Source organism: Pseudomonas sp. BIOMIG1BAC, assembly GCF_001705995.2.
Taxonomy (GTDB): Bacteria; Pseudomonadota; Gammaproteobacteria; order Pseudomonadales; family Pseudomonadaceae; genus Aquipseudomonas; species Aquipseudomonas sessilinigenes.
The window spans coordinates 4012978-4038273 of the sequence record NZ_CP049045.1 but is presented as its reverse complement, the minus strand read 5'-3'; the positions used below and the strand labels follow the sequence as shown (position 1 = coordinate 4038273).

General features: G+C 64.6%; 23 protein-coding genes and 1 riboswitch. Of the genes, 3 read left to right on the top strand and 20 right to left on the bottom strand.

The window, feature by feature from the left end:
- Positions 1–125 precede the first annotated feature (125 nt).
- Positions 126–328, bottom strand: a riboswitch (cobalamin riboswitch).
- 153 nt (positions 329–481) lie between these two features.
- The 10 genes from ATY02_RS18700 to ATY02_RS18655 form a co-directional block, all read right to left on the bottom strand.
- Entirely contained in the window at positions 482–1549 is a 1068-nt protein-coding gene (locus ATY02_RS18700; protein ID WP_068586406.1) for an arginine N-succinyltransferase, read from the bottom strand.
- Positions 1550–1598: 49 nt separating this feature from the next.
- Positions 1599–2615: an arginine N-succinyltransferase gene (locus ATY02_RS18695; protein WP_068586402.1), complete on the bottom strand. Its 1017-nt coding sequence runs from the start codon at positions 2613–2615 to the stop codon at positions 1599–1601.
- 160 nt (positions 2616–2775) lie between these two features.
- Positions 2776–4125, bottom strand: coding sequence for an APC family permease (locus ATY02_RS18690; protein WP_068586400.1), 1350 nt, complete (start codon positions 4123–4125; stop codon positions 2776–2778).
- Positions 4126–4308: 183 nt separating this feature from the next.
- A complete protein-coding gene (locus ATY02_RS18685) occupies positions 4309–5061 on the bottom strand; it encodes an N-formylglutamate amidohydrolase (RefSeq protein WP_068586397.1) in 753 nt (250 codons plus the stop codon).
- Positions 5045–6400 (bottom strand): glutamine synthetase family protein, encoded by a 1356-nt coding sequence (locus ATY02_RS18680; RefSeq protein ID WP_083236096.1) that lies wholly within the window; start codon positions 6398–6400, stop codon positions 5045–5047. Before ATY02_RS18680 ends, ATY02_RS18685 begins: the two co-directional genes overlap by 17 nt.
- Entirely contained in the window at positions 6397–7041 is a 645-nt protein-coding gene (locus ATY02_RS18675) for an isochorismatase family cysteine hydrolase (protein WP_068586394.1), read from the bottom strand. The genes ATY02_RS18680 and ATY02_RS18675 overlap by 4 nt, the downstream gene beginning before the upstream one ends.
- 2 nt (positions 7042–7043) lie before the next feature.
- Positions 7044–7898, bottom strand: a complete 855-nt coding sequence (locus ATY02_RS18670; protein WP_124346552.1) for a MurR/RpiR family transcriptional regulator — start codon at positions 7896–7898, stop codon at positions 7044–7046.
- Positions 7899–8184: 286 nt separating this feature from the next.
- Entirely contained in the window at positions 8185–9597 is a 1413-nt protein-coding gene (locus ATY02_RS18665) for an efflux transporter outer membrane subunit (protein ID WP_068586391.1), read from the bottom strand.
- Positions 9581–10747, bottom strand: a complete 1167-nt coding sequence (locus ATY02_RS18660; protein WP_068586388.1) for an efflux RND transporter periplasmic adaptor subunit — start codon at positions 10745–10747, stop codon at positions 9581–9583. Before ATY02_RS18660 ends, ATY02_RS18665 begins: the two co-directional genes overlap by 17 nt.
- Positions 10737–13958, bottom strand: a complete 3222-nt coding sequence (locus tag ATY02_RS18655) for an efflux RND transporter permease subunit (protein WP_068586384.1) — start codon at positions 13956–13958, stop codon at positions 10737–10739. Before ATY02_RS18655 ends, ATY02_RS18660 begins: the two co-directional genes overlap by 11 nt.
- 222 nt (positions 13959–14180) lie before the next feature.
- Between ATY02_RS18655 and ATY02_RS18650 the strand changes: the two genes are divergently transcribed.
- The 3 genes from ATY02_RS18650 to sigJ all read left to right on the top strand — a co-directional run bounded on the left by ATY02_RS18650 (position 14181) and on the right by sigJ (position 16192).
- A complete protein-coding gene (locus tag ATY02_RS18650; RefSeq protein WP_068586381.1) occupies positions 14181–14591 on the top strand; it encodes a hypothetical protein in 411 nt (136 codons plus the stop codon).
- 267 nt (positions 14592–14858) lie between these two features.
- Entirely contained in the window at positions 14859–15299 is a 441-nt protein-coding gene (locus ATY02_RS18645) for a carboxymuconolactone decarboxylase family protein (RefSeq protein ID WP_068586378.1), read from the top strand.
- A gap of 2 nt (positions 15300–15301) precedes the next feature.
- Complete coding sequence (gene sigJ / locus ATY02_RS18640) at positions 15302–16192, top strand: RNA polymerase sigma factor SigJ (protein WP_164823691.1); 891 nt, start codon at positions 15302–15304, stop codon at positions 16190–16192.
- Between the two features lie 337 nt (positions 16193–16529).
- On the opposite strand, the gene ATY02_RS35845 is transcribed toward sigJ, so the two are convergent.
- From ATY02_RS35845 to ATY02_RS18590, 10 genes are all read right to left on the bottom strand, one after another.
- Positions 16530–17303, bottom strand: a complete 774-nt coding sequence (locus tag ATY02_RS35845; RefSeq protein WP_228022199.1) for an HNH endonuclease — start codon at positions 17301–17303, stop codon at positions 16530–16532.
- A gap of 176 nt (positions 17304–17479) precedes the next feature.
- Entirely contained in the window at positions 17480–19351 is a 1872-nt protein-coding gene (locus ATY02_RS18630) for a DUF2075 domain-containing protein (protein ID WP_068595970.1), read from the bottom strand.
- A 24-nt stretch (positions 19352–19375) separates the two neighbouring features.
- Positions 19376–19759 (bottom strand): nucleotide pyrophosphohydrolase, encoded by a 384-nt coding sequence (locus ATY02_RS18625; RefSeq protein WP_068578336.1) that lies wholly within the window; start codon positions 19757–19759, stop codon positions 19376–19378.
- Between the two features lie 233 nt (positions 19760–19992).
- A complete protein-coding gene (locus ATY02_RS18620; protein ID WP_068578334.1) occupies positions 19993–20274 on the bottom strand; it encodes a fructose-bisphosphate aldolase in 282 nt (93 codons plus the stop codon).
- Between the two features lie 395 nt (positions 20275–20669).
- Positions 20670–21020, bottom strand: coding sequence for a YkvA family protein (locus tag ATY02_RS18615; protein ID WP_068578333.1), 351 nt, complete (start codon positions 21018–21020; stop codon positions 20670–20672).
- A 118-nt stretch (positions 21021–21138) separates the two neighbouring features.
- Entirely contained in the window at positions 21139–21558 is a 420-nt protein-coding gene (locus ATY02_RS18610) for a DUF6691 family protein (protein WP_068578331.1), read from the bottom strand.
- Positions 21555–21995, bottom strand: a complete 441-nt coding sequence (locus ATY02_RS18605) for a YeeE/YedE family protein (RefSeq protein WP_068578329.1) — start codon at positions 21993–21995, stop codon at positions 21555–21557. The genes ATY02_RS18610 and ATY02_RS18605 overlap by 4 nt, the downstream gene beginning before the upstream one ends.
- A gap of 70 nt (positions 21996–22065) precedes the next feature.
- The gene (locus ATY02_RS18600; RefSeq protein ID WP_068578327.1) at positions 22066–22893 is read right to left on the bottom strand and encodes a sulfite exporter TauE/SafE family protein; all 828 of its coding nucleotides are present in this window, start codon (positions 22891–22893) and stop codon (positions 22066–22068) included.
- Positions 22890–24167 (bottom strand): NAD(P)/FAD-dependent oxidoreductase, encoded by a 1278-nt coding sequence (locus ATY02_RS18595; protein WP_068578325.1) that lies wholly within the window; start codon positions 24165–24167, stop codon positions 22890–22892. Before ATY02_RS18595 ends, ATY02_RS18600 begins: the two co-directional genes overlap by 4 nt.
- Before the next feature lie 26 nt (positions 24168–24193).
- Positions 24194–25078 (bottom strand): MBL fold metallo-hydrolase, encoded by an 885-nt coding sequence (locus ATY02_RS18590; RefSeq protein WP_068578323.1) that lies wholly within the window; start codon positions 25076–25078, stop codon positions 24194–24196.
- Positions 25079–25296 lie beyond the last annotated feature (218 nt).

Sequence of the window (25296 nt, the reverse complement as noted above, 5' to 3'; positions counted from 1 at the left end):
CGCAAGGGAAGTGTGTGTTGTTGTCATTCTTGGTCTTCTCGAAAGTGTCTTCGGGAAGCACGCAGGGAGAAGGTGGCAGGCACGCGCACGCGCCCACACCGGCCCATGCCCGCCCACCGCAGGATTGCCAAACAGATGCTTCAGGCCGGTCTCCGGGCTTGCGAGGCTGGCTGCATTCGCCTTCCCATACCTTGGGTACAGTGGCGTGTTGAATGCAGCACTCGCTTACCGTTGCGGGGGCAGCACCGGACTTGCCCCTGGGGGCGCACCGGTTTCCCGTTTCACCTCACGCACGGCGGCGTGAGGCACCTGAAACAGGGCGGCATCTGAACATCCGTCCTGCCGTTCGTCAATCCTGCAGCCGTTGGCACCCATCATCATCTGCCGAACCCTGTAGCCGCTGTCGAGCTTGCGCCAAGGTGCGCAGGGGCTTCAGCGCGGGGCCAAGCTTGCGGCAGTGGCTACACGGACGGGGCCGGCGTTACCAGGCGGTGGCGGGGGAGGTGCGCACCTGGGTCTGGTTGCTGGTCTCGGAGAGGCAGGCCAGCAGCGGTACGGCGCGCACGGTATCGCCGGGCTGCAGTTGCAGGTGCTTGGTGGTCTGGCGGTCCACCAGCAGGCAACCGGCGACCAGGCGCCCGGGGGCTGCGGTGATGCGGCATGTTTCCAGGCGGCGGTTGTAGATCAGCCACAGCGGCGCCTGTTCGTCCAGGCTGCCCACCAGCAACGGCAGGGTCCGGCTTTCGCGGACGCTGCGGATGTTCATCACCTGGGCCTCGATCACCGGCCCGCCATCGAAAATGTCGATGCAGCCCTGGTGGTTGAAGCCTTCCTCGCGCAGGATGCCGACCGCTTGATCGGTGCTGGCGTGGGCCTGGCCGATGGCGGCCTGGGCGGTAGGGCTGAGCAGGCAGGTGTAGAGCGGCTGGCGCGGCATGAGTTCGGCGATGGAGGCCTTGCCACCCTGGCTGGACAGGCGATTGGCCTGTTGGAAATCCATCTTGAAGAAATGCCGCCCCAGGCTGTCCCAGAATGGCGAGGCACCCTCGCTGTCGACCTGGCCACGCAGTTCGACCACCAGCTTGTCGCCGAACAGCGCCGGGTACTCGGCGACGAACAGCAAGCGTGCGGTGGACAACAAGCGTGCGGCATGGCCCTGGCGCTGGTCCTGGCGCAGGAACAACGAGCAGAGTTGGGATTGTCCGGTCATTTCGTTGCACAGGAACAGGGTCGGGATCTGCTTCTCGATCCCCAGCCCCGGGGCGCTGCCACGGGTGATGCCCACCCGGTAGTTGTAGCAGGGCTCGCGCAGGCCGATGGCACCGCTCAGGCCGCAGATACCGATTACCTGCAGGTCGTCATCTTCAAGCACAAACAAGTAGTCGGCATCGGCGCGTTCCACCTGGCCGGCGAATGTCCGCTGTGCCCAGCGGATCCTGTGGGCCAGGCGCTCGGGATCGCTGCTCAGGTCGTCCAGCTCACGGCAGCAGCCCTTGAGCAGGCTCAGCACTGCCGACAGGTCGTTGATGCGGATCGGGCGCACGATCATCGGCGAACTCCTTGCAGCGATTGAGGCACGTTTCGAAATCCAGCGCGGTTCATAAGGCCACGCCTCGCACAACTTCGCCGGGGGCCAGGCGCAACGCCTGCAGCACGCTTGGGTCCAGGCCCACGATGTCGCCGGGGGCTTCGTCCAGGGGGGCGATCAGCGCCCGAAAATCCTCCAGCCGTTCGTTGCTCAGCAGCCATGGCCGGCCCTGGCCGCTTTGCGGTTGCGAGCAAGTGGCGGCGACCCGGCTCTGAATGATCGAGCGTAGCTCGTTATTGCGTGCCTGCAGGGTCGGCCCGGCGTCGAACAGGTCGACATACTGGGTGGGCGAGAAGCCTTCGTCGACCAGGATGTCACAGGCTTCCCGGGCAGCGGGATGGATCCGGCCGATGCAATCCTGGGCCGCCTGCGAAAGCATCGGGATATAGATCGGGTACTGGGGCATCAGCTCGGCCAGGAACCCACGGCCTTGCAGGGCGCACACGCGCTCGGCCTCGATATAGGGCAGGTCGAAGAAGTGCTGGCCCACCGCTTCCCAGAAGGGTGACTCGCCGGCCTCGCTGCTGTAGCCGATGATCTCGCTGATGCAGCTCTCGGCGAAGCGTTGCGGGTGGGCGGCGATGAACAGCAGGCGAGCCCTGGACGCCAGTTGGGCGATGGGCGTGCCGCTCAGGTGCGCATCCAGGTGGAAGCTGCGCAGCAGGGTCTGGCCGTTGAGGTCGTGGCACAGCGACAGGGTCGGTACGCCATGCTGGATGTTCAGCTCGCGGGAGCTGCTGACGAAAGGCCGGTTGCGCAGGCTGTAGAAGGGTTCGCTGAGGCCGGTGGTGGCGAGGATGTCGGAACAGCCGTGCAGTTGCCCGGTGTCCAGGTCCTCGAGGACGAAGAAGTAGTTTTCCGGTCCGCGGCCGGCTTCCTGCCTGGCGAAGGACGCCTGCGAGTTGAGAATCTTCCTGCGCAGGCAGCTTTCGTCATCCACCAGCGATGTGGCGCCCAGCAGGCGTTCGCGGGTCAGGCGCCGCAGTTGGGGCAAATCGGATAACGCCACGGGACGCAAGGCCAGCATGGGGGTACTCCTGTATCAAGGGCCGCGCCTGTCGGTGCGGCCAGACATCACTGTCGATTACCACGCAGTTTCATGGCCGCTCTCGTGGCAGCCTGGCTGCGCACCGCAGTTGCCGGTGGTGCACAGTGGGTGCCGCACCCTGGGGGCGGCACCGGCGACACTACTGTTTGAGCGGATCGGGCAGGGCGGCACCGCTGCCCAGCCGGTTGAGCAAAAACAGATAGATCAATCCTGCGACCACCCAGATCGCGCCAAGTTTCTGCGCATCCACGCCCATGTTGTACATGATGGCGCAAACGATCACGAAACCGATCGACGGGCAGATCAGATGACGCACCACCTGACCGGACTTCTGCCGGCGCCAGTAGAAGTTGATCACCGTGATGTGCAGCAGCATGAAGCCGCTCAGGGCACCGAAGTTGACCAGCGAGGTCAGGGTGTCCACCGAGTTGATGAACAGGTAGCAGATCAGCAGCGACAACAGCGCCACCAGGTAGATGCTGATGTGCGGGGTGTTGTGCTTGGGGTGGACCTTGGCCAGCACCTTGGGCAGCTTGCCATCGCGGGCCATGCCGAACAGCAGGCGCGACACGGCGGCCTGAGAGGTGATGGCCACCGCCACGCCCCAGGCCAGCGCCGTGGCGACCCCGGTGACGGTCGCCAGCCAGCTGCCGGCAGCCAGCTCGGCGATCTCGTAGAACGCGGTATCGGCGGACTTGAAGCCCATGCCGGCGGCCAGGTCAGTGGCGATCCAGGTCTGCACCACGAAGATCGCGCCCATCACCACCAGGGTGATCAGCGCGGCGCGCCCGACGCTGCGGCCCGGGTCGCCCTTGACCTCTTCGGCCAGGGTCGAGATGGCGTCGAAACCCAGGAACGACAGCACCGCGATCGACACACCCTGCATCAGCATGCCGAAGTGGAAGTTTTCCGGGCTATAGAGCGGCGCCAGGGTCAGTTGGCCGTGGCCGGTGCCGCCGTGCAGGGCGTTCCAGGCGTAGAACAGGAAGATCCCCAGGACCACCAGTTGCGCCAGCAGGAACAGGATATTCATCCGCGCGGTGAAGGTGATGCCCCGCAGGTTGACGAAGGTGGCGCTGACCAGGAACGCCAGGATGAAGCCGACCTTGGGCACTTCCGGGTACAGGTGGTTGAGCGCCATGGCCGCGTAGACATAGAGCAATGGCGGGATCAGCAGGTAGTCCAGGAGCATCAGCCAGCCGGCGAGGAACCCCACGTGGGGGTTGAGGCCACGCTGGGCATAGGAGTACACCGAGCCGGCGATGGGAAAGGCGCGGGCCATGGCGCCGTAGCTCAGGGCGGTGAAGACCATCGCCACCATGCCGATGATGTAGGCCAGGGGCACCATGCCCGGGGCTTCCTGGTTGACGTAGCCGTAAACCCCGAACGGGGCGATGGGAATCATGAAAATCATCCCGTAGACCACCAGGTCGCGCAGGGTCAGCCCGCGCTTGAGTTCCTGTTTGTAGCCGAATTCTTCAATCTCCATGAAGCAGTTCTCCTTGTAGCCAATAGGGGGGCAAAGCCCGCGGCGAGCGTCGTCATTGACGCTTGGGGACGCGGGCCGGTGTTTGAACCTGGCAGGGTCAAAGGCACACCACAGCGGTTTTTCTGATTGTTATTGCAGTCCTGTTAACAGCGTTATGGGATGACCTGCGGTGCTCCCGAGGTACTACAGCAGCGGTGCCAGGCAATCGCTCCAGCGTTGTACCGCCTCTGGGGTACGCAGCAAGTCGTTGCGCACCTCGATCAGGATCGATTCCAGGCCCCGGGCATCGCCGTGCACCGGTACCGTCATATCGCTCAACGGGTCGATTTCATAAGGCTGGTTGCCCGCCACTTTCAATGGCAGGGCCCACAAGCCCTCCAACACCCGGGCGGCATAGGCGGTGGCGCCGCCGTAGAGCACGCCGATTTCCAGCGTCCGCGGCTGGCCGTAGTACACCGGGGTAAAACTGTGGATACCCACCACGCGCACTTCACGGCCCTGGGCCAGGCGCCGGTCGATGATCCGTTGCAAGCGCTGGTGGAACGGGGTGAACAATTGCTGGCGCCGATACTCGCGGGTCGCTTCGTCCAGGTGCTGGTTGCCCGGGACCTGGTAGATCTCGCTTTGCAGCGGGATGCTGTCGGGAGCATGCCGTGGACGGTTGAGGTCCACCAGCAGGCGCGAGTAGTTGGCCGCGATCAGGGTCGCCCCCAGGGCCTGGGACAGGCTCTGGGCCAGTTCCAGGGCGCCCGGGTCCCAGGCGATGTGTTCGCGCGCCGCCACCGGGTCCAGCCCCAGGTCGTTCAGGGCGGGAGGAATATAGTGGCTGGCGTGCTCGCACACCAGAATCAGCGGATGCTCGGAGTCTTCCCGGAACAGGCGGTAGGCCGGCTCGGTATACAACCCCAGCTCGGCAGATTTAGTACAGGCGTGCATAGTGCTCACAAAGTTGGGCAGCGTTCAGGTGTTCGGTCAGGGACACTTCCTTTTGTTTGACGGCGAAATAGGTATCCAGCAGCGATGGCGGCAGCAGTTGCCGCAGCTCGCGGTTCTCGCGCAGGCAATCCAGGGCCTGGGGCAGGGTGCCGGGCAGCGGCACAATGCCGCTGGCCAGGCGCTGTTCGGCGCTCAGTTCGTCGGGGACCTTGTCGGTCACCGCGGTCAGCGCCAGTTGTTGCTCGATGCCCAGGCGCCCGGCCATCAGCACCACGGCCATGGCCAGGTGCGGCGAGGCGGTGGCGTCCAGGGCCCGGAACTCCAGGTTGTACTGCGGCGCCGCGGCCTTGCCGCCGATGGTCACGGTGGGGCAGATCCGCAGCGAGGCTTCGCGGTTGCGCAGGCCCAGGCAGGCGTAGGAGGCGCTCCAGTGATGGGGCTGCAGGCGCGCATAGGAAATCGGCGTTGGCGCGGTAAAGGCGCACAGCGCCGGCAGGTGCTTGAGCACCCCGGCGGCCCAGTACTGGCCCAGGTTGGAGAGGTCGTCGCCGCTCACCGCTTGCGGGTCGTAGAGCAACGGCGTGCCGTCCAGGTCCTGCAGGCTCAGGTGCAGGTGCACGCCGTTGCACACCGCGTTCTCGGCGGTCTTGGGGGCGAAGCTGACGTGATGTCCCAGCTGCCGGGCGATCTCGCGGGTGATCTCGCGCACGTTCACCGCCCGGTCGGCGGCGGCCAGGCCCTGGGTCGGGCGGCAGGTGATTTCGTATTGGTGCTTGCCGTACTCGGGCAGGAACATCTCCGGCTCGGCCCCGGCGCTGCGCAGGGCTGCCAGCAGCCAACCGCCGAAGTCCGCGCCCTGGCGCTGGGCCTGCAGGGAAAAGGCCAGGTGCTCGGCCTGCCCGCTACCGGTGTCGAGGTTGAATTCATGCTCGAACGCTGCGATGACCTGGATGCCCAGGGCCTGGTAGGCCGCCAGTTCGTTGCGCAACAGGGTGCGCGGGCAGGCGGCCCAGGGCTGGCCATCGGTCTCGCGGATATCGGCGTGGATGAAATCCAGCGGCGGCGCCGAGGCATCGGGCCCGGCCCCGACGCTGACCCGGCTGTCCAGGTCAGGAATCAGTCGCAGGTCGCCATAGGCGCCCCAGGGGTTGTCCTCGGCGATCAGGTCCTGGGGTGTCAGTGCGCTGTTGGCCGGCACCCAGCCACAACCGCCGAGCCGATAGCGCTCCAGCTCATCGCTGGGAAACGAGCGTCCGCGGGTGACGCCGATCAGGTCGGTGGTGACGATGCTGGTCATCGCCACCGGGCTCAGGGCCTCGACGCCCTGGCCCCGGCTCACCCGCGGATCTCCCGCAGGCGGCCCAGCACCGTGGCGGTGTCGGTGATCCAGCAGTAGCCCTTGATCGCATTGAGGCAGGCCTGGTGCCGGGCATCGCTGTAGGTGGCGCAGGCGTCTTCCACCAGGGTCACCAGGTAGCCGCGGTCGGCGGCATCGCGCACGGCCATGTCCACGCACTGGTCGGTGACGATCCCGGCGACGATCAGGTGGCGAGTCTCCAGGTTGCGCAGCACGTAGTCGATGTTGGTGGAGTTGAAGACGCCGGACGACGTCTTGGGCAACACGATCTCGTTTTCCACCGGCTCGAGCTCAGCGATGATCGCCGCTTCCGGGCTGCCCTTGGGCAGGTGCATGTCCGACAGCTTGTGGTCCAGGGAGCGGTCGCGGCCATCGGCGGTGAGGCTCTCGATGATGGTGTGCAGCACGTTTTGCCGGGCCTCGCGCACGGCGGCCAACAGCTTCTGCTGGTTGGGGATCACCTGCTCCCGGGCGCGCTTGAGGAACGCCTCGCCCTCGGGGCTTTGCAGGTGCGGGTCGAACTGAGGCTCGAGCCAGGCCCGTTGCATGTCCACCAGCAGCAGGGCGGTGTGGTCGACGACGAAGGGCAGGTCCCGTGGCGAACGATGGGGCAGGCTGAACATCCTTATTTCTCCTCCAGCACGTGTGTAGCGAATTCGGCCCGCAGGGCATCGATGCCCTCCAGGCGTTGGTCAAGATGGGTACTGCGCGGGGTCATGCAGGCAATGAGTGCCTCGACCTGGGCCAAGGCCGGCACCAGGGTGTCGAAGGGCGACAGCGACTCCACCGGGGCGCTGATGATCAGGTCCGCCAGTTCGCGCAGCGGCGATGCGTAGATATCGGTGAACAACACCACCCGGGCGTTGCGCGCCTTGACCGCGCTGGCCACCCGCAGGGCCTGGGACTGGTAGCGGCGGTAGTCGAACAGCAGCACCACGTCCTGGCGTTGCACATCGAACAGGCGGTCCGGCAGTTGGGCGTTGTCTTCGAGAAAGAAACAGCCCGGGCGCATCAGGCGCAGGTGATTGAGCAGGTACTGGGCGAGGAAGCTGCTGAAGCGCCCGCCGAAGCAGTGCACGCAGTGGCGGCTGTCCAGCAGCCAGTCCATGAGTACGCGGATGTCCTCGGGCTGGGTCAGCGCCTGGGTGTCCTGCAGGGCGCGCTGGCTGCCGGCCAGGTAGCGACCCCAGGTGTCGCCCTGGGCCACCTGGGCCCGGGGGTGCAACAGGGTGCTGGGGGAACGCAGGCGGTCATCCATGTCGCTGAGCAGGGCGTCCTGGAATTCGCCGTAGCCGCCGAAGCCGAGCTTTTTCACCAGGCGCACGATGGTCGGATCGCTGACCCCGGCATGTTCGGCCAGGCGCGACATGGGCCCCAGGCCGTTGCGTGGGTAGTGGTCGAGCAGGGCTCGCACCACCTTGCGCTCGGAGGGCGTCAGGTCGAGGGCAGGGTCGGTGATCAGGGTTCTGAGCGAAGGCATCGGCACGCCTTGAAGGTCGGGTGTAGTTTTTGTTTCATAAAAAGCAGAAAACGATAGTTATGTAATGAACGTTACATGTCCAGTGAATTTTTGGGTGATGGCAAAATGCTCTGGAATGGGGCTTCCGATCGCTCCGAAACTGTCATATATGAGAATCCATGGCGGGTAAAAAGCGGGTTTAAGGAAAGAGTAGGAGCGAGGCTTGCCCGCGATGGCCTTCAGAGCCCCCGCGTTTATCCGGTAACCCCCCGTTACCGTTAACCAGCATCGCGAGCAAGCTTCGCTCCTACAGGGGGCTCCAGCCTCCACCCAATGCCGTGAGCAGGCCGACGCTGGCTTGCAACTGGCGGGTCTGCAGGGCTTGCAGGCTGCGTTGGGCCTGCAGCGCGGCGGTTTGCGCGGTGACCACATCCAGGTAGCTCACGGCTCCCGCCTGGTAGCTGTTCATCGCCAGGGACTGGGTGTGCAGCGCCGCATTCACCGCCGCTTGTCGGTCCAGCGCTTGTTGTTGCAGGTCGCGCAGTTGCCCCAGGTTGTCCTCCACCTCGCGCACCGCCCGCAGCACCTGTCCCCGGTAATGGGCCGCAGCTTCTTCGAATTCGGCATGGGCCTGGCGCTCGTTGGCACTGAGCCTGCCACCGTCGAAAATCGGCAGGGTCATCAGCGGTCCCAGGGCCCAGTAGCGATTACCCGCCGCCAGCAGGCTGCCGCTGCCCTGGGTCTGGCCGCCGAGCAGGCCGGTGAGGCTGAAGTCCGGGTACCAGGCCGCTCGCGCCACGCCGATGCCGGCATTGGCGGCGAATACCCGGCGTTCGGCGGCGGCGATGTCCGGCCGGCGTTGCAGCAGGCTGCTGGGCAGTTGCCGGGGGACCTCCGGCAGGCCCAGCAGTTGTTTCGAGGGCGCCAGGCGGAACTGGCTGGCCGGTTCGCCCACCAGCTCGCCGATGGCGTGTTCCGTGAGGTTGCGCTGGGCCCGGACTTCGTCCAGGTCGGGCTCGGCATTGGCTAGCTGGCTCTGGGCTCGGGTCAGGTCCAGCTCCGAGGCGATCTGCCCCTGGTAGCGGTCACGGGTCAGTTGCAGGGCCTGGCCGTAGTCTTCCAGGGAGCGGCTGAGAATCCTGCTTTGCGCGTCCAGGCCGATCAGTTGCACATAGAGCAATGCCAGCTGGCGTTGCAGGCTCAGGCGCGCCGCCGCCAGGTCATCACCGGACGCCTGGGCCTGGGCATCGCCCGCCAGCGCCTGGTTGCGCAGCCGGCCCCAGAGATCGAGGTCGAACTCCAATGTAAAGCCGGCGCTGTTGCTGTTGTACACCGAGGGCTGGCTGCCGCCGCGTAGCGGTCGGCTGTCCGACTGGCGCTGGCGCAAGGGCTGGGCGCTGGCGCTGATCTGCGGGAACAGCCCGGCATGCAGCTGGCTGGCGTAGGCCTGGGCGCCGTCGTAGTGGGCCAGGGCCGCGGCGAGGTCCGGGTTGGCCTGGAGCAGGCGCTGTTGCAGGTCGTCGAGCCGTGGGTCGTGGTACAGCCGCCACCAGTGCGCGTCGAGGGCCTGGGGCGTGGCCGGGTGCCAGGGCCCGGCGGCGCTCTGTTCACGAAACTGCGCTGGCAACGCCACCTCCGGCGCCTGGTAATGCGGCGCCAGGGAGCAGCCGTGCAGCGCCAGCAGCACCAGCGCGGCGAAGGGCTTAAGCCTTGGGCGCATGGGCACCTCCGGCGTCGGCCAGTTGCACCAGGTCGCCTTCGCGCAGGGCGTCCGGCGGGTTGTCGATGACCTGATCCGAGGCTTGCAGGCCCTGGTCGATCACCAGGCGGTCGCCCAGGTCCAGGCCGATATGGATGCTGCGCAGGTGCACGTGTTTTGCGCTGTCGATGAGCGCCACCTGGGTGCCCTGGGCGCGGAAGATCAGGGCGCTGGCGGGGATGCTCAGGCCATGGGTGTCGGCCGCCAGCGCCAGGCTCGCTTCGGCGTAGTCGCCAGGATGCAGGGCGCCGTCGGGGTTGGCGGCGACGAACTGCGCCAGCAGCGTGCCGGAGCGCGGATCGACGGCGCAGGAGTCGCCCACCAACTGGGCGCTGAACTGCTGGCCGGGATGCTCGGGCACCGTCAGCCGGGCCGTGAGGCCGGGGCGGATCACGCTGGCGTAGTTTTGCGGAATGGGCACGTACAGCCGCAGCTTGTGGGTATCGGACAGGTCGAACAGTTGCGGATCGCTGTCGCTGTCGGCTTTTACCAGCTGGCCGATGTCGGTATGGCGGGCCGTGACCACGCCGGCGAACGGTGCGCGGATGGTCTTGTAGTCTTCCAGGGCCGAGAGCCGTGCGTAGTCGGCGGCGGCCGCTGCGGCACTGGCCTGGGCGGCGGTGGCGTTGGCGCGTTTTTCGTCGGCTTCCTGGCGCGATACCGAGTGGCTGGCCACCAGGTTCTGCCAGCGTGCGGCGGTGGTCTGGGCCAGCCGCGCGGTGGCTTGCTGCTGGAGCATCCGCGCCCGGGCCTGGGCCACTTGCTGGTCCAGGTCGGGGCTGTCGATATGGGCCAGCACCTGGCCGGCGGCGACCTGGGTGCCGATGTCGGCGCTCCAGTCCTTGAGGTAGCCGCTGACCCGGGCATGGATCGGCGCCTTGCTCCAGGCTTCCAGGTGGGCCGGCAGGCGCAGGCTGTCGCCCTGGGCGTTGGGTTGTGGTTGCACCGCCAGCACTTGGGGCACGGCGGCGGTTTCGGTCCAGGCGGCGACGGCCCGCTCATGCCGGGTGCGCGCGGCCAGGCCGCTGGCCACCAGCAGGGCGGCCAGGCTCAGGCCGCCGATGCCCAGCAGCATCAGGCGTTTGCGCGAAGGGGTGTGGTCAGGCGACATGGGTGGTTTCTCCAGCGACAGCGGGGTGGGAACGGCGACCGTGGACCAGGCTGAAGACCACGGGGACGAAGATCAGGGTGGCGACGGTGGCCAGCAGCAGGCCGCCGATCACCGCCCGGCCCAGGGGCGCGTTCTGCTCCTCGGACAGGGCCAGGGGCAGCATGCCGATGATCATCGCCAGGGCGGTCATGCACACCGGGCGAAAGCGCGTGTAGCCGGCTTCCAGGGCGGCCAGCAGGGCATCGCCGTGTTCCGCCAGGCGCTCGCGGCAGAAGCTCACTACCAGGATCGAGTTGGCGGTGGCCACCCCCATGCACAGGATGGCCCCGGTCAGCGCCGGCACCGACAGCGAGGTGCCGCTGAGGAACAGCATCCAGACGATGCCGGCCAGGGCCGCCGGTAGCGCGCTGATGATCACCAGCGGGTCGAGCCAGGATTGGAAGTTGACCACGATCAGCAGGTAGATCAGCACCACAGCCCCCAGCAGCCCCAGGCTCAGGCCGCTGAAGGCCTGGTGCAGGGCATCGATCTGCCCGTGCAGGCTGACCGTGGCGCCCTTGGGCCGCAGGGCCGCGGCGTCGTCCAGCACCTGTTGCATGTCGTGGGCCACGGCGCCCAGGTCGCGGCCCTGGACGTTGGCGTACAGGTCCAGGGTCGGCTGGATGTTGTAGTGGCTGACCACCGCCGGGCTGTCAGCGCGGGAGATATTCGCCAGGCCACCGAGGATCTGCGCCTGGCCGTTGCTGCCGGTGACCGGCAAGGCCTCCAGGGCTGGCAGGCTGTCCAGGCGGTACTGCGGGGTGGCGGCGACGATGGAGTAGGACACGCCGTTCTTCGGGTTGAGCCAGAAGGTCGGCGCCACCTGGGAGCTACCGGCCAAGGAGGCGACCATGCTGTTGGTCACGTCGCGCTCGGTGATCCCCAGGCCGTTGGCCCGCAGGCGATCGACCTTGACCGCCAGCGACGGATAGCCGGTGGACTGCTGCAGGCGCAAGTCGGCGATGCCCGGTACGTGGCGCAGGCGCCGTTGCAGCTCCAGGGCATAGGCGCGGTTGGCCGCATCGTCAGGCCCGGAGATCTTCACGTCCAGCGGGGCCGGTGCGCCGAAATTGAGGATCTGGCTGCTGATGTCCGCCGGCAGGAAGGCGAACTGGCTTCCGGGGAAACTCTCCGGCAAGGCCTCGCGCAAGCGCTTCACGTAATCGGCGGTGGGCGCGTGGCCGGGCTTGAGGGTGACCTGGATATCGCCATCCTGGGGGCCGATGGTGCCGCTGTTGCTGTAGGCCATGTCGATGCCGCTCAGGGGGATGCCGATGTTGTCGATCACGCTGTCCAGCTCCTCGGGCGGGATTACCTCGCGAATTCGTGCTTCGATGCGGTCGAAGGCCGCCGCGCTTTCCTCGATCCGCGTGCCCAGGGGCAGGCGCACATGCAAGGCCAGGGCCCCGGCATCGGTGGCGGGGAAGAAGTCCTGGCCCAGGCTCGGCAGCAGGGCGAAGGAGGCCAGCACACAGGCGAGGAAACCCAGGAGGAACGGCCGACGCCTGGCCAAGGCCAGTCGCAGCAGGCCGTGGTAGGTGTCGCGCACATTGGAAAAACGCCGCTCGAAGCCTTGTTGGAATCCCAGCAGGGCGCGTACCAGGGCATGCCGGGGCGGGGCGTGCTGCTCGCCTTCGTGGTGGTTGATGAAGGCATCTTCCGGGTGATGGCCAGGGCCGGTCTCCGGCATGTGGGGCTTGAGCAGGTACAGGGCCAGGGTTGGCACCAGGGTCCGCGACAGCAGGAAGGAGCTGGCCATGGCGAAGATCACCGCCAGGGCCATGGGCCGGAACAGGTAGCCGGCGATGCCCTGCAGCAGGAACATCGGCACGAAGACGATGCAGATGCACAGCAGCGAGACGAACGCCGGGCCGACGATCTGTTTGGCGCCGTCGAGGATCGCGTCCTTCACCGTCTTGCCCTGTTCCAGGTGCCAGTTGATGTTCTCGATGGTCACCGTGGCGTCGTCCACCAGGATCCCCACCGCCAGGGCCAGGCCGCCCAGTGTCATGACGTTGAGGGTCTGGCCGCTGGCGGCCAGCAGGGCGATGGCGGCGAGCACCGCCAGGGGAATCGAGGCGGCGATGATCAGGGTCGAGCGCCAACTGCCGAGGAACAGCAGGATCATCGCGCTGGTCAGCAGCGCGGCGATGATGCCTTCCTGGGCCACGCTGCCCACCGACTGCTTGACGAACACCGAGGCATCGCCCAAGAGCGAAGTCTTCAGCGCTGGCGGCAGGGTCTCATCGATGCGCGGCAGCATCTGGCGGATGCCATCGACGATGGCCAGGGTCGAGATATTGCCGTTCTTCAGGGCCGGCATCAGCACCGCCCGGTGGCCGTCGACCCGCACGATGTTGGTCTGCGGCGGCGCGCCGTCACGCACGTGGGCCACCTGGCCGATGGTGATCAAGGCGCCGTCGACGGTCTTGATCGGCAGGTCATTGAGCTCGTCGATGGCACTCGGGCTGTTGTTCAGCAGCACCGTGTATTCATTGCCACCCAGCTTGGCGGTGCCCACCGGGATGATCTGGTTCTGCGCCGCCAGGGCGTTGCCCACGTCCTGGGCGGACAGGCCCTTGGCCGCCAGCGCCTGGGGATCGAGGTCGAGGGTGATCTGCCGCTGCTTGCCGCCCATGGGCGTGGGCATCGCCAGACCCGGCAGGGCGCTCAGGGGCAGGCGGATATTGTTTTGCACCAGGTCACGAATCTTCGCTTCGGACAGGGTCGGGCTGGAAAACGCCATCTGCAGAATCGGCACCGTCGAGGCGCTGTAGTTGAGGATCAGCGGCGGAGTGATGCCCGGCGGCATCTGCTTGAGCACGGTTTGTGAAACGGCTGTCACCTGGGCGTTGGCGGTACGGATGTCCACCCCCGGCTGGAAGAAGATCTTGACGATCCCCATGCCCGGCAGCGATTGCGACTCGATGTGCTCGATATCGTTGACCGTGGTGCTCAGCGAGCGCTCGTAGGTGTAGATCACCCGGCCGGCCATGGCGTCCGGCGACAAGCCGTTGTACTGCCAGACCACCGCCACCACCGGGATGCCGATGTCCGGGAACACGTCGGTGGGCGTACGCAGGGCCGCCAGCGGCCCGATGATGCAGATGAAGATCGCCAGCACGATAAACGTGTAGGGCTTGAGCAGAGCGGTCTTGACCAGCCCGAGCATGGGGTGGACCTCCGAGACGGAAACGAGGCTCGGCAGTCTCCGGCGACCCACCTAACACGCGGCTTTCAGCCAGGTGAAGGAAGTTTTAGGTTGGGCCTTAACTTTCCTTCATGGGGATTCATTTGTCCTCGTTGCCGGGCCTCGACAAGCTGGATGGCAATCCGGCGCGGCTGGCGTTCGCAGTCGCACCCCGTGTTCCTTCTCACTGCCGAGGTGCCTACCATGAATGCCAAACCGCTGCTGCTGATTCCCGCCCTGAGCCTGGTGCTGGCGCTTTCCGCCTGCGCCGGCCCGATGCCCAAGGCCGACCCCAACGACGCCTGGATCAGCCTTGAAGAAGAGGCCCCCAGCGATCTGATGGCCGAACGCGTGGACGGCAAAAACGTCGACGACGGCCGCTACTTCCAGGTCCGCCCCGGCGCCCACCGCCTGGACGTGACCCTGTTCGAAGACAGCACCGGCGACTCCAACCAGCAAGACTGCAACGGGCATATCAGCTACAGCGGCTTCAAGGCCGGCGAGCATTACAAGCTGGTGGAATCGACCCTGGGCACCGAAGTGCGGGCGCGGCTGTATGACGGGCAGGGCAAGCAAGTGGCCAGTGCGAGTGGGTTCAGGTGTATGCCGGGGTAGGGTGGGGCTGGGCGTGACAGGGGCCTGAAAGTGTCGGCACTGCTGACACTATTGTTTGAACCCCTGATGCTTGAAACCCTGACGTTGAGCGCTAAAAGTCGCGCCACGGGTGCGACACACTCACCCCGATGTCCTGACGATGCCTGCTGTGGAGGGGCCGGTTTATCGGGTTGGAGGGAGGGGGTAATTTAATTTTCCACCACCCCGTCACAAACTCTAAGGCTGGCCCGTCATGTCGGTGTATCCCTCAAGTAACGGAGCCACCCCATGCCATCCAGCCACCCCACCCAAGCCGTCAACCTGCTGCAAACCATCCCCGAGATCTTCGACAGCCTGGGCCAGATCCACGGCCTGATCGACGCCCATGGCCTGGATCGCAAGCTGCATCACCTGGTGGTGCTGCGCGCCTCGCAGATCAACCAGTGCGGCTTCTGCGTGAAGATGCACACCCGTGAAGCCCGGGAAGACGGCGAAAGCAACGAGCGCCTGGACCGCCTGGTGGTCTGGCGCCACGTCAGCGACTTCAGCGCCGCCGAACGCGCCGCCCTGGCCTGGACCGAAGCCCTCACCGTGCTGCACGAAGGCACCGACTTCGGCCCGCTGCGCGCGGCCCTGCGCGAACATTTCAGCGACGCGCAGATCGCCGCCTTGACGGCCGATATCGGCATGATCAACCTGTGGAATCGCATGCAGGTGTCGAGGCACTGAGGATGGATCGAATCGATGACGCGACGGTGTTCGCAAGCCGTCGCAGCTTCCTGCTGGGCCTGGCCTACCGCCTCCTCGGCTCCCGCGCCGAAGCTGAAGACGTGGTGCAAGACCTGTTCATCAAATGGCTGGAGGCCGACCAGGCCTCCATCGCCAACCCCGCCGCCTGGCTGACCACCGCCTGCACCCGCCACTGCATCGACCTGCTGCGCTCCGCCCGCCGCGCCCGGGTCGACTACATCGGCACCTGGCTGCCGGAACCGATCCACACCCTGCACCACGAATCCCCCGAACAGAGCCATGAACTGGCCTCGTCGCTGTCCACCGCGTTCCTGCTATTGCTCGAGCGCTTGACGCCCAAGGAGCGCGCTGCCTATCTGCTGTATGACATCTTCGACCTGGACTACTCGCAAGTAGCTGCTGCACTCGATGTTCAAGAAGCCACCTGCCGCAAACTGGTATCCCGCGCCAAGGTCAGCCTGGGTAATGCCCAGGTACGCCACCAACCGGAACCGTCCCGTCAGCAGGAACTGCTGAGTGCCTTTCATGCTGCCATCGCCAGTGGGTCGACCCAGGGATTGGCGGCGTTGTTGTCCGAAGACGTTGAGCTGTGCGCCGATGGTGGCGGCAAGGCCAGCGCCATTCGCGAGACGCTGTATGGGCTGGAAGCGGTGTTGGCGTTTGTGGGGGAGTCGTTGAGCCGGTACTGGCGGGAGTATCAGTGGCAGGAGGTGGAGATCAATGGGGGGCGTGGGGTGGTGTTGCGGGGGGAGGGGGAGGAAGTGGTGGCGGTGGTGAGTTTTGGGTATGACGAAGGAGGGCGGGTGAACCGCGTCTTTATCATGCGCAATCCGGATAAGTTGGTGGGGGTGGGGAGTGGGGTGTTGGTGTGAGGCTCACATTGCGCAGCCCTGGGGCTGCGGGCCAATAAACCAAGGCCACCAATCCTACTGTAGGAGCAGCCGGTCGACGCTTGATTGCTTGCGGCGCTCTTATGCGTCATGACGACTGTGGAATGTCGACTGGTCTCAGCCAAAGCGACCAAGTAAGCGATCAAGTAACCGACCAAGTAATCCGCCGCCCAAGGAGCGACGTTGCTGGCCAACAATTAGATAACCCAACCTGTGAGGTTGGGTGGCTCGATGCTTATCCATATTTTGAAAGTGGTGCGGTTGCCGAGGTTGCAAGCACTCCATAAATCACCGGCAAACGGGCGATGAAAAAAGTCGTTCACTCCCGATTGGTTTGATACCGCGCCTTTACCTCCGCCACACTCAGCCACTTACGTCGCGAATGCACCACACGATGACAATTGGCACACAGCAACGCCAAGTCAGCGAGCTTGGTTTTATCGCCAGGTTGGAGTGTGTGCAGTGGCTTAGTGTGGTGAATATCAATAATGCCCTCGATATCCGAGCCGTAGGTTTTGCTGAAGTTGAAGCCGCAGGCTTCGCACTTGAGTTCACCGTGTTGCTTGAGGGCTTCGTCCTTTTTGTGTTTGACGAGCTTTTTGTCCCTTTCCCGTACCCGGTGTACCCGGGTGAGTACCTTGCCTTCCTCTGCCTCGAAGAAGCCTGGCTCTTCCTCTTCATTCAAATTTATAGGTGTCGTGGTGTTGGAGTCGACGTTGGCGTTGATGGCGGCCACTACTTCGGCAAGTCGCTTGGGGTTATTAGCGAATTCCAGCCATACTAGCTCTTCGTCCTTGTTGCCTTTCGCAAGGCCAGTCCGGCCGGAATCTGTGTAGCTCGGATCCCAGCGGCGGAAATTGTTGAGTTTCATGTAAACACCATTGGCGTTGCGAAAGCTCTGGTTCTTAGTCATGCCAGTGGCGTTTCCAATCAGATTGAGGCTCTGCGACAAAGCTTGGACTTCCGGATGGTTTTTACCGGGCAACCCATCGCGATAACGCAGGTAAAGGTCCAGGGCCAGGACAAGTTCGTCGCGACTCCAAGCGGGGTTAGATTGGTTGCTTGTGGGGGAGGAGGGCATCGGGCTACCCATAGGCTTCTCGTTTCTTTGTAGGAAGAAACGCAATATTCAATAAGGATATTCTCGCCTGATAGCGTTTGGGAATCATGTCGTATGCGAATGAGATTCGCTGGAAGGAGGGAAGCTCGAAAGACGCTTCCCGAGCACAGCCCCTTTCGTAGTAGTGTGCTCGGGGTGAGGTGGATCTATCAGTTGTTACTTTGTTCAGCTAGCCGGCTCGCAAAATATTGCGCAGTCTCTGGATCGGTACAGTACAGGTAGCAACCTTTCATCCCACGGGTCATCAGGGTTCGATAGGTGTTTTTGATGATCAAATCCGTCTCCTTTTGCGCCAAAGTAGGTTGTTCTTTCATCAGTTTTTTCCAGCCTCGGATCGACTTGTCGTACTTGTCCCGCTCATGAGGCGAAGTCACTACCTGGCCATTACGCACGACCAGGTCGGGCCCGATGATCACTCCGATGTAATCCACCTCCAACCCTTGGCAGGTGTGGATACAGCCAACTTGTTCTACGGAGTTGTCCGCGATGATCCACAAGCTGCCGTCCTGGTCCAAGTTCCATTGGCGCGCGTAACTATCACCGATCTCAATATCCATGGCCTTGGAGTCTTTCTTGCTACTCCATGGCCAGCAATAGCCAGCGACAACACGCGCCTTGTTGCCGTGGTTCTTCTCCTCGATAGCTGCGTGCATCGTTTGCGGAGAATCAAACACCTTGAACTCGTACTCGCTGGTATCGAGCAATGGGTTGGCGGTCTCGCGAATACCCAATACGTCATCCAGCCACGCCAAGTAGCCATCGGAGCCACTGCAACGGAATTGGGAAGACAGGGTGTACTCCTCAACTGTCGCTCCTCTTGCCTCGGCAAAAGCCCGTATGGCTTGTTTGCTGCCAATGTCCTTTAAGGTCACGCGCTGATCTTCATCGATAAAGAACACTGAGCATTTAGCAGAACCGATCAACTCCTTGATCTGGTTATCACCCTCGTTGCCATAAAAACCACTTTTTTCATTGAGCCTATGGGCCTCATCAACGATCAAAGCGTCATAAAAATCAGGCTTGATTTCCGTGTAAGCGCCGGAACCGGAAAATAGGCTGGAAAACTTAGTGGGCTTGACGGTGCCGACCAATTTCTTTTCGTACACGGCACGTGGAGCGGCGTTTTTTGAGACGTATCTGCTCATCAACTGTAAGGCGGTGAGCCTTACCAACAGGTTGATGGCTACGACCGTTTTTCCAGTCCCTGGACCGCCCTCAATGATCACGACCTTTGGAGCGTCGGCAGAGGCTTCTGTGACCGCAGCGAGTACTGACTCGAAGACGGCCTTCTGATCATCGATCAGAACGAACTCGGGCTTGCCATCCATCAGACCACTCAGCGCTTCAGCCAACGCCTTGGATGGACGAGTCTTACCAGTGGAAAGCTCGTAGAGCACTTCTTTGTTGTCGCCGTAATAGATGTGTTGCTTGAGGAAACTTCTCAGCTTCGTCAGTTCGTCAGGGCCCTTAAGGAATAACGGTGCTTTGCTGGTATAGGCGTCGTAGTGAGCCGAGTCGATAACGCCATCGCTGACATAGTTATGCAGATAGGCACAGGGGCGGACTTGGATACCTTTGTCATAGACGGCTTCATTGAAACCCTCTAGCAAAGTGGCGTACGACCACACCTGATAGGACGGGTGGATGGTTTCCACATGACTGCCACCTAGCGCCGTTTTCACGATCGCATCCTTACTGGTGGCGCTGGCTTTGCTCCACTGCTTCAGTTCGACCAGAACTGCATTTTTGGTCTGATGTTGATCGTGGCCAGTCAGCAAGAAGTCGATGCGTTTCATGGACTGCGGGATATGCAGTTCAATGGCCACGCCGGCGTCATCCGGCAGGTCCTTATCGCGTAGAACCTTGGCCATGTAAGTCAGCGAACCTTGCCAAGATCTGATTTCCGAAGCCGCCACTTTCTTGCCCGTGGCCTCTTTGAAGTGCTTGAGGATGACCTCTTCGATATCGTCGTTATCGCAGACGTCGAGGAATTGCTGTTTAGTCGCGGCGTAAACGATCACGAATGGTCCTTAGAGCCCTGAGGGTCAGAGTTGGTCGTACTTCTTGCTGGTGCTTTTGGCTTTGTCGACGGGGTACTTCCGGCCGTTCAATGCGAGTTTGCTGGTCACCGCTTCATTGAGGTCGACACCCAGCACGGTGCTTAGGCGCACCAGGTACATCAGTACGTCAGCCAATTCATCCTTCACTGCTTGAGCCGTTTCTGGGCGCTTGGCCGCATTCAAGGCGTCGGCTTCGCTCATCCATTGGAAGATTTCGCAGAGCTCTCCGGTTTCACCGGTGAGGGCCAGGAGCAGGTTCTTGGGAGAATGGAACTGCTGCCAGTCGCGGTCGTCGGCGAAGCGCTGTAGTGCGGTTGCTAAGCGGGTGATGTCGAGTAATGGGGTGGGGGAGTCAACAGCGGTGCTCACAATCTCGCCTCTTGGTTGACTACAGCTGGTGCGACTAGGAGCTGTGTCAGAAATGGGAGGATTGATTGTAGGAGATTTCGTTTTTTGAGGAAGGGTTTTTAGAACTGATCGCTAGGTAGGGCTGCGGTTTAGCTCACGTGTACTTTTTGTGTTCGACGTAGAGGGCATTGTCTTGACTAGCAAGAGTACGAGTAGACAAGCCGGCCGATGGCCGGCTCTCTTGCGCGCTTAGATCAACGACTAAAAGCCCGCGTCTCAATCACCGCCAACACATCCCGCACATCCTGCAGCAACAGTCGGGCGGTGTTGGTCACGGTGCCAATGTCCTTGTCGCTGGAGTCGCGCAGCCCAGCGCAGGCCATCAAATTCAGATAATCCAGCGTAGTGAGCAACCGCTCGCTGGCGCATGCATGTAGATCCTCTAGCGGGGCGTGGCTGTCGACAAACAGCACTGGCCCATCGCTGGCGATCGGGGTCAGGGGAATAAAGCGTTGGGGCTTGTCTTGAGTCGTCATGGCATTGCTCCTCGTATCGGAAAACATTGCTGCCATTCGCTGCGAATCGAATTGGGTGGCAGCTGTGCGCGGGTTCGCAGACCGAAGATACGAGAACTCGGCAGATCCGAAGATCTCCCGCACACAGCTGCCATAGAACAAACACGGGATGCCGTGGGCGACCGGTGTTTTATGGGCGGCATAGATTAATCGTATCTCTGAGGCTGCGAAACCCCATCACCGGCCAGGCCGGCGACGCCAAAAACTATAGGGATGCCGCGCACCAGGAACAACGGCGCCGCTGTAGGACGGATCCTGATTTGCGGTAGGGGCGGGCTGAGTTGCTGAGCTTGCCATGCATTCGATGCTGGCCCGCCTTGGCGCAGGTGCGGTGCGCTCCACCCCGCAGCGCCAGCTCAATCCCCCAACTCCCCAAACCACTCCACCAGCCGCCCAGCCGCTTGCTGCTTGACCTCCTGATTGATATGCGCGGCCACCGCCGCGATCGACAGGCTCAGCACACCGAGGTCGTCGGCGTAGCCGGCGCCAGGCAGCAGGTCGGGGATGAGGTCCAGGGGCAGGACGAAGTAGCCCAGGGCTCCGTAGATGGTGCCCTTGGCCCAGGTTGGGGTTTGCGGGCGTTGGGCGGCGTAGTACAGCCACAGGGCCTTGGTGATCAGGCTGCGGCCGACATGCAGGGCGTAGCGGCTGATCTTGCGCCAGAGGCAGCGGTGGAAGCTTTGTTCCAGGGCGGGGAGGGTGGACATGGCGGGCTCCTTGCGGGTAACGGGCGCCAGGTCATGGTGGCTGCTGCGTTTGTGCGCTGGCAACGGAGAGAACTTCCCTGGGAACTGCTGGCGGCCATGGGCGCCGCTTGGGTTGCCCTCAGGCCTGGCGCCAGCCTTCCAGGTAACTGAACAGTTGCATCCCCAAGAGCATCGCCAGCACGAACAGCCAGGCCTGCCAATGCCCGCTGGGCAGCAGTACCAGCGCCGGGCCGGGGCAGATGCCGGCGATGCCCCAGCCGATGCCGAACACCAGGCTGCCGCCGATCAGGCGGCGGTCGAGGGGGCGTTTGCCTGGCAGTTGCATCGGTGCGCCCAGCAGGGAGTGCGAGCGTTGCCGGGCCCAGCGCATAGGCCACCAGGCGCTGGCGATGGCGCCGAGCATCACCAGGGCCAGGGACGGGTCCCACTGGCCGGCGAGGTCGAGAAAACCCAGGACCTTGGCCGGGTTGGCCATGCCGGCCAGCAGCAGGCCGAGGCCGAACACCAGGCCCGCAGCGAAGGCGCTGAGGCGCCTCATGGCAGTAGCCCCAGCAGGTGACGGATGACCCACACCGTGGCGAAGCCGGTGGCCATGAAGCACAGGGTGGCGATGATCGAGCGTGGCGCCAGCCGGGAGATCCCGCAGACCCCATGGCCGCTGGTGCAGCCGCTGCCATAACGGGTGCCGAGGCCCACCAGCAGGCCGGCGCCGATCAGGCCGAGGGTGTCGCTGTGGAATTCCACGGGCGGCAGGGCCGCGAACAGCCCCCACAGCAGCGGCGCCAGCAGCAGGCCGAGGATGAACAGGGCCTTTTCCGCCCAGCCTTCGCCGGCCGGTTGCAGCACGCTGGCCAGCAGGCCGCTGATCCCGGCGATACGGCCGTTGGCGGCGATCAGCCAGCCGGCCGAAAGGCCGATCAACACGCCGCCGGCCAGGGCCGACCAGGGGCTGAAGTGCAGCAGGTCGATGGACATGCAAGGGTTCCTCACGTCAGGAAGAGGGCAAGCCCGCCACAGGCCATCACCCGTGGCGGGCCGGGATGCTTCAGTGGGGCAACAGGCCCAGGGCGCCGCCGGCCAGGAGCAGGGCGGCGCAGATGCCAGTGACGGCGAACAGTTGCTGCAGCCGTGGCCCGGCCAGGTGGCTGGCGACCTGGCGGCCGAGCACCAGGCCCAACACCGCGCCGAGGGCGAAGGGCGCGCCCACCGCCCAGTGCATCACGCCGCTGAGGCTGGCGGTAACCACGCTGCCCAGGGACACCAGGGCGATCACCGCCAGGGAGGTGGCGACGATGCTCTTGCTGTCCAGGTTGGTGTAGCGGCTCAACGCCGGGATGATCACGAAACCGCCACCGACCCCCAGCAGCCCCGACAGCAGGCCGGAGAGCAGGCCGGTGAAGGTCAGCGCCCGGGCGCAGGGCAGGGTCCAGCGCAGTCGGCCCTGGGCCGGGTTGAGCACGCAGGGCTGGAACGCCGGGCGCGGCGCCGGCCGGCCCTGTTTCAGCTCCAGGCTGGCCTTGCGCAGAATGCGCCCGCAGGCGTACAGCAGCACCAGGGCGAACAGCAGGGCCAATGGCAGGTTCGGCAGGCGGTGGGCCAGCCACAGCCCCAGTGGCGCCATGAGGATGCCGATGCCGGCGACGAACCCCGCGGCGCGATAACGCACGATGCCCTGGCGCAAGCCGAGGATGGCCCCGACGCTGGCGGCCAGGCCCACCGCCAGCAGGCCGATGGGGGCGGCCTCGACCATGCTCAGGCCGAGGCCGAACACCAGCAGCGGCACCGCGAGGATGCCGCCGCCGGCCCCGGTCAGGGCCAGGATCGCGCCGATGATCGCCCCCAGGCCCGCACCCAGCAGACTGTGTTCATTCATGCTTGGGAGGTGTCCGTGGCCAGGGTCGGGTGCGCCAGCCATTCGTGGCCCTTGAGCATGCCGCGCCAGTACAGCGGCGGCAGGATCATCTCCTTCAGCCACCAGGCGCGCCGGGTCGGCTGGCGCCCGTCCAGCAGCCAGGCGGGAAAGCTGGGGGCCAGCTTGCCGCCGTAGGTGAATTCGGCGAGGACGATCTTGCCCCGTTCCACGGTCAGCGGGCAGGAGCCGTAGCCGTCGTAATGGGCCAGCCGGGTCAGGCGCTTGAGGGCCACCAGCACGTTGTTGGCCACCACCGGCGCTTGCTTGCGTGCGGCCGCGGCGGTCTTGGCATTGCTGGTGTTGGTGGCGTCGCCCAGGCCGTGGATATTGGCGAAGCGCTTGTGGCGCAGGCTGTGGGGGTCGACGTCGACCCAGCCGGCGGCGTCGGCCAAGGGGCTCTGGCGAATGAAGTCCGGGGCGCACTGTGGCGGCACCACGTGGAGCATGTCGAACGGCCGTTCCAGAGTTTCCTGGGTGCCATCGGCCAGGGTGCGGACGAAGGTCGCGCGCTGGGCCGGGCCGTCCACCGCCACCAGGTTGTGGCCGAAGTCCAGGTCGATGGCGTACTTCTTCACGTATTCCATCAACGCCGGTACGTAGTCGGCGACGCCGAACAGCACGCCGCCGGCGTTCATGAAGCGCGGCTTGATCGCGCCCAGGCGGCCCTGGCGCAACCAGTGGTCGCAGGACAGGTACATGGCCTTTTGCGGCGCGCCGGCGCACTTGATCGGCATCGGCGGCTGGCTGAACAGCGCCTGGCCTTGTTGCAGTTGCTGCACCAGCTCCCAGGTGTAGGGCGCCAGGTCGTAGCGGTAGTTGGAGGTCACGCCGTGCTTGCCCAGGGCCTGTGGCAGGCCGTCGATGGCTGCCCAGTCGAGCTTGAGGCCGGGGCAGACGATCAGCTGGTCATAGGCCAGCACACGCTCGTCGGCCAGCACCAGGGCATTGTGCTCGGGCTCGAAGCGGCTGACCGCCTGGCGCAGCCACTTGACCCCCTTGGGCATCAGCGAGGCCATGTCGCGGCGGGTGGATTCGGCGCTGAACACCCCGGCGCCCACCAGGGTCCAGCCGGGTTGGTAGTAGTGGGTGTCGGCGGGGTCGATGATCGCCACGTCCAGGTGGGGATCGCGGGACAGCAGGCTGGCGGCGACGGCGATACCGGCGGCACCGCCGCCGACGATCAGCACCTGGTGGCTGCCGTCGACGGCACGCGGGGCAGGGTGGATGGGACGCATGGCAAGGTCTCCGTATGGAGTAATCGTTATAGGGTGTTCAGGGGGATCTTCAGGTAGCTCACGCCGTTGTCCTCGGGCTCGGGGAAGTGCCCGCTGCGCATGTTGACCTGCACCGAGGGCAGGATCAGCACCGGCATGTCCAGGGTCGCGTCACGGGCTTCGCGCATCTTCACGAAGCTGTCCTCGTCAACGCCCTGGTGGATGTGGATGTTGTTGGCCCGCTGTTCGGCCACGGTGGTCATGTATTGCAGCTCGCGGCCGTTGGGCAGGTAGTCGTGGCACATGAACAACCGCGTTTGCGGTGGCAGGGCCAGGATCTTGCCGATGGAGCGGTACAGGGTTCGCGCGTCGGCACCGGGGAAGTCGCAGCGGGCGGTGCCGTAGTCGGGCATGAACAGGGTGTCGCCGACGAAGGCCACCTGCTCTTCGCCCACCTGCACCAGGTAGGTCATGCACGCCGGGGTGTGCCCCGGGGTGTGCATGGCCCGGGCGGTGAGCTGGCCGATGGCGAACTCGCTGCCGTCGGCCAGCAGCACGTCGAACTGGCTGCCGTCACGGGCGAACACCGGGGCTTCGTTGAACAGCGCGCCGAAGACTTTCTGCACCCGGGTGATCTGGTCGCCGATGGCCACCTGGGCCCCGAGCTGCTCCTTGAGGTAGGCGGCGGCCGAGAGGTGGTCGGCGTGGACGTGGGTTTCCAGGATCCAGTCGACCTGCGCCTCAAGCTCCCGGACTCGGGCCACCAGGCGGTCGGCGGACTCGGTGCGGGTGCGGCCGGACTTGGGGTCGTAGTCCAGCACGCTGTCGATCAGGGCGCAGCGGCGCGTGGCGAGGTCCATCACCAGGTAGCTGATGGTCCAGGTGTGGCTGTCGAAAAAGGCTTCTACACGCAGCGTGTCGCTGATGATCATGGGGCACTCCGGCAATGAAGGGCGAGGGCAGTCTGCGCTGCCGCTCCTGCCTTGGACTGTCAATAAACGTGCCAACCCGGCATAGCGCCGGCCGGCACCCATTACTGGGTGTGCAAGCTTGCCAAGGCCCTGGTACGGGGCTTTGGGCGGGGTGACTGTCACCCGGAAGTGGCAGTTAGTTGGCGGTGAGTGGCAGAAAATGGCAGTAGCGGGCGCCT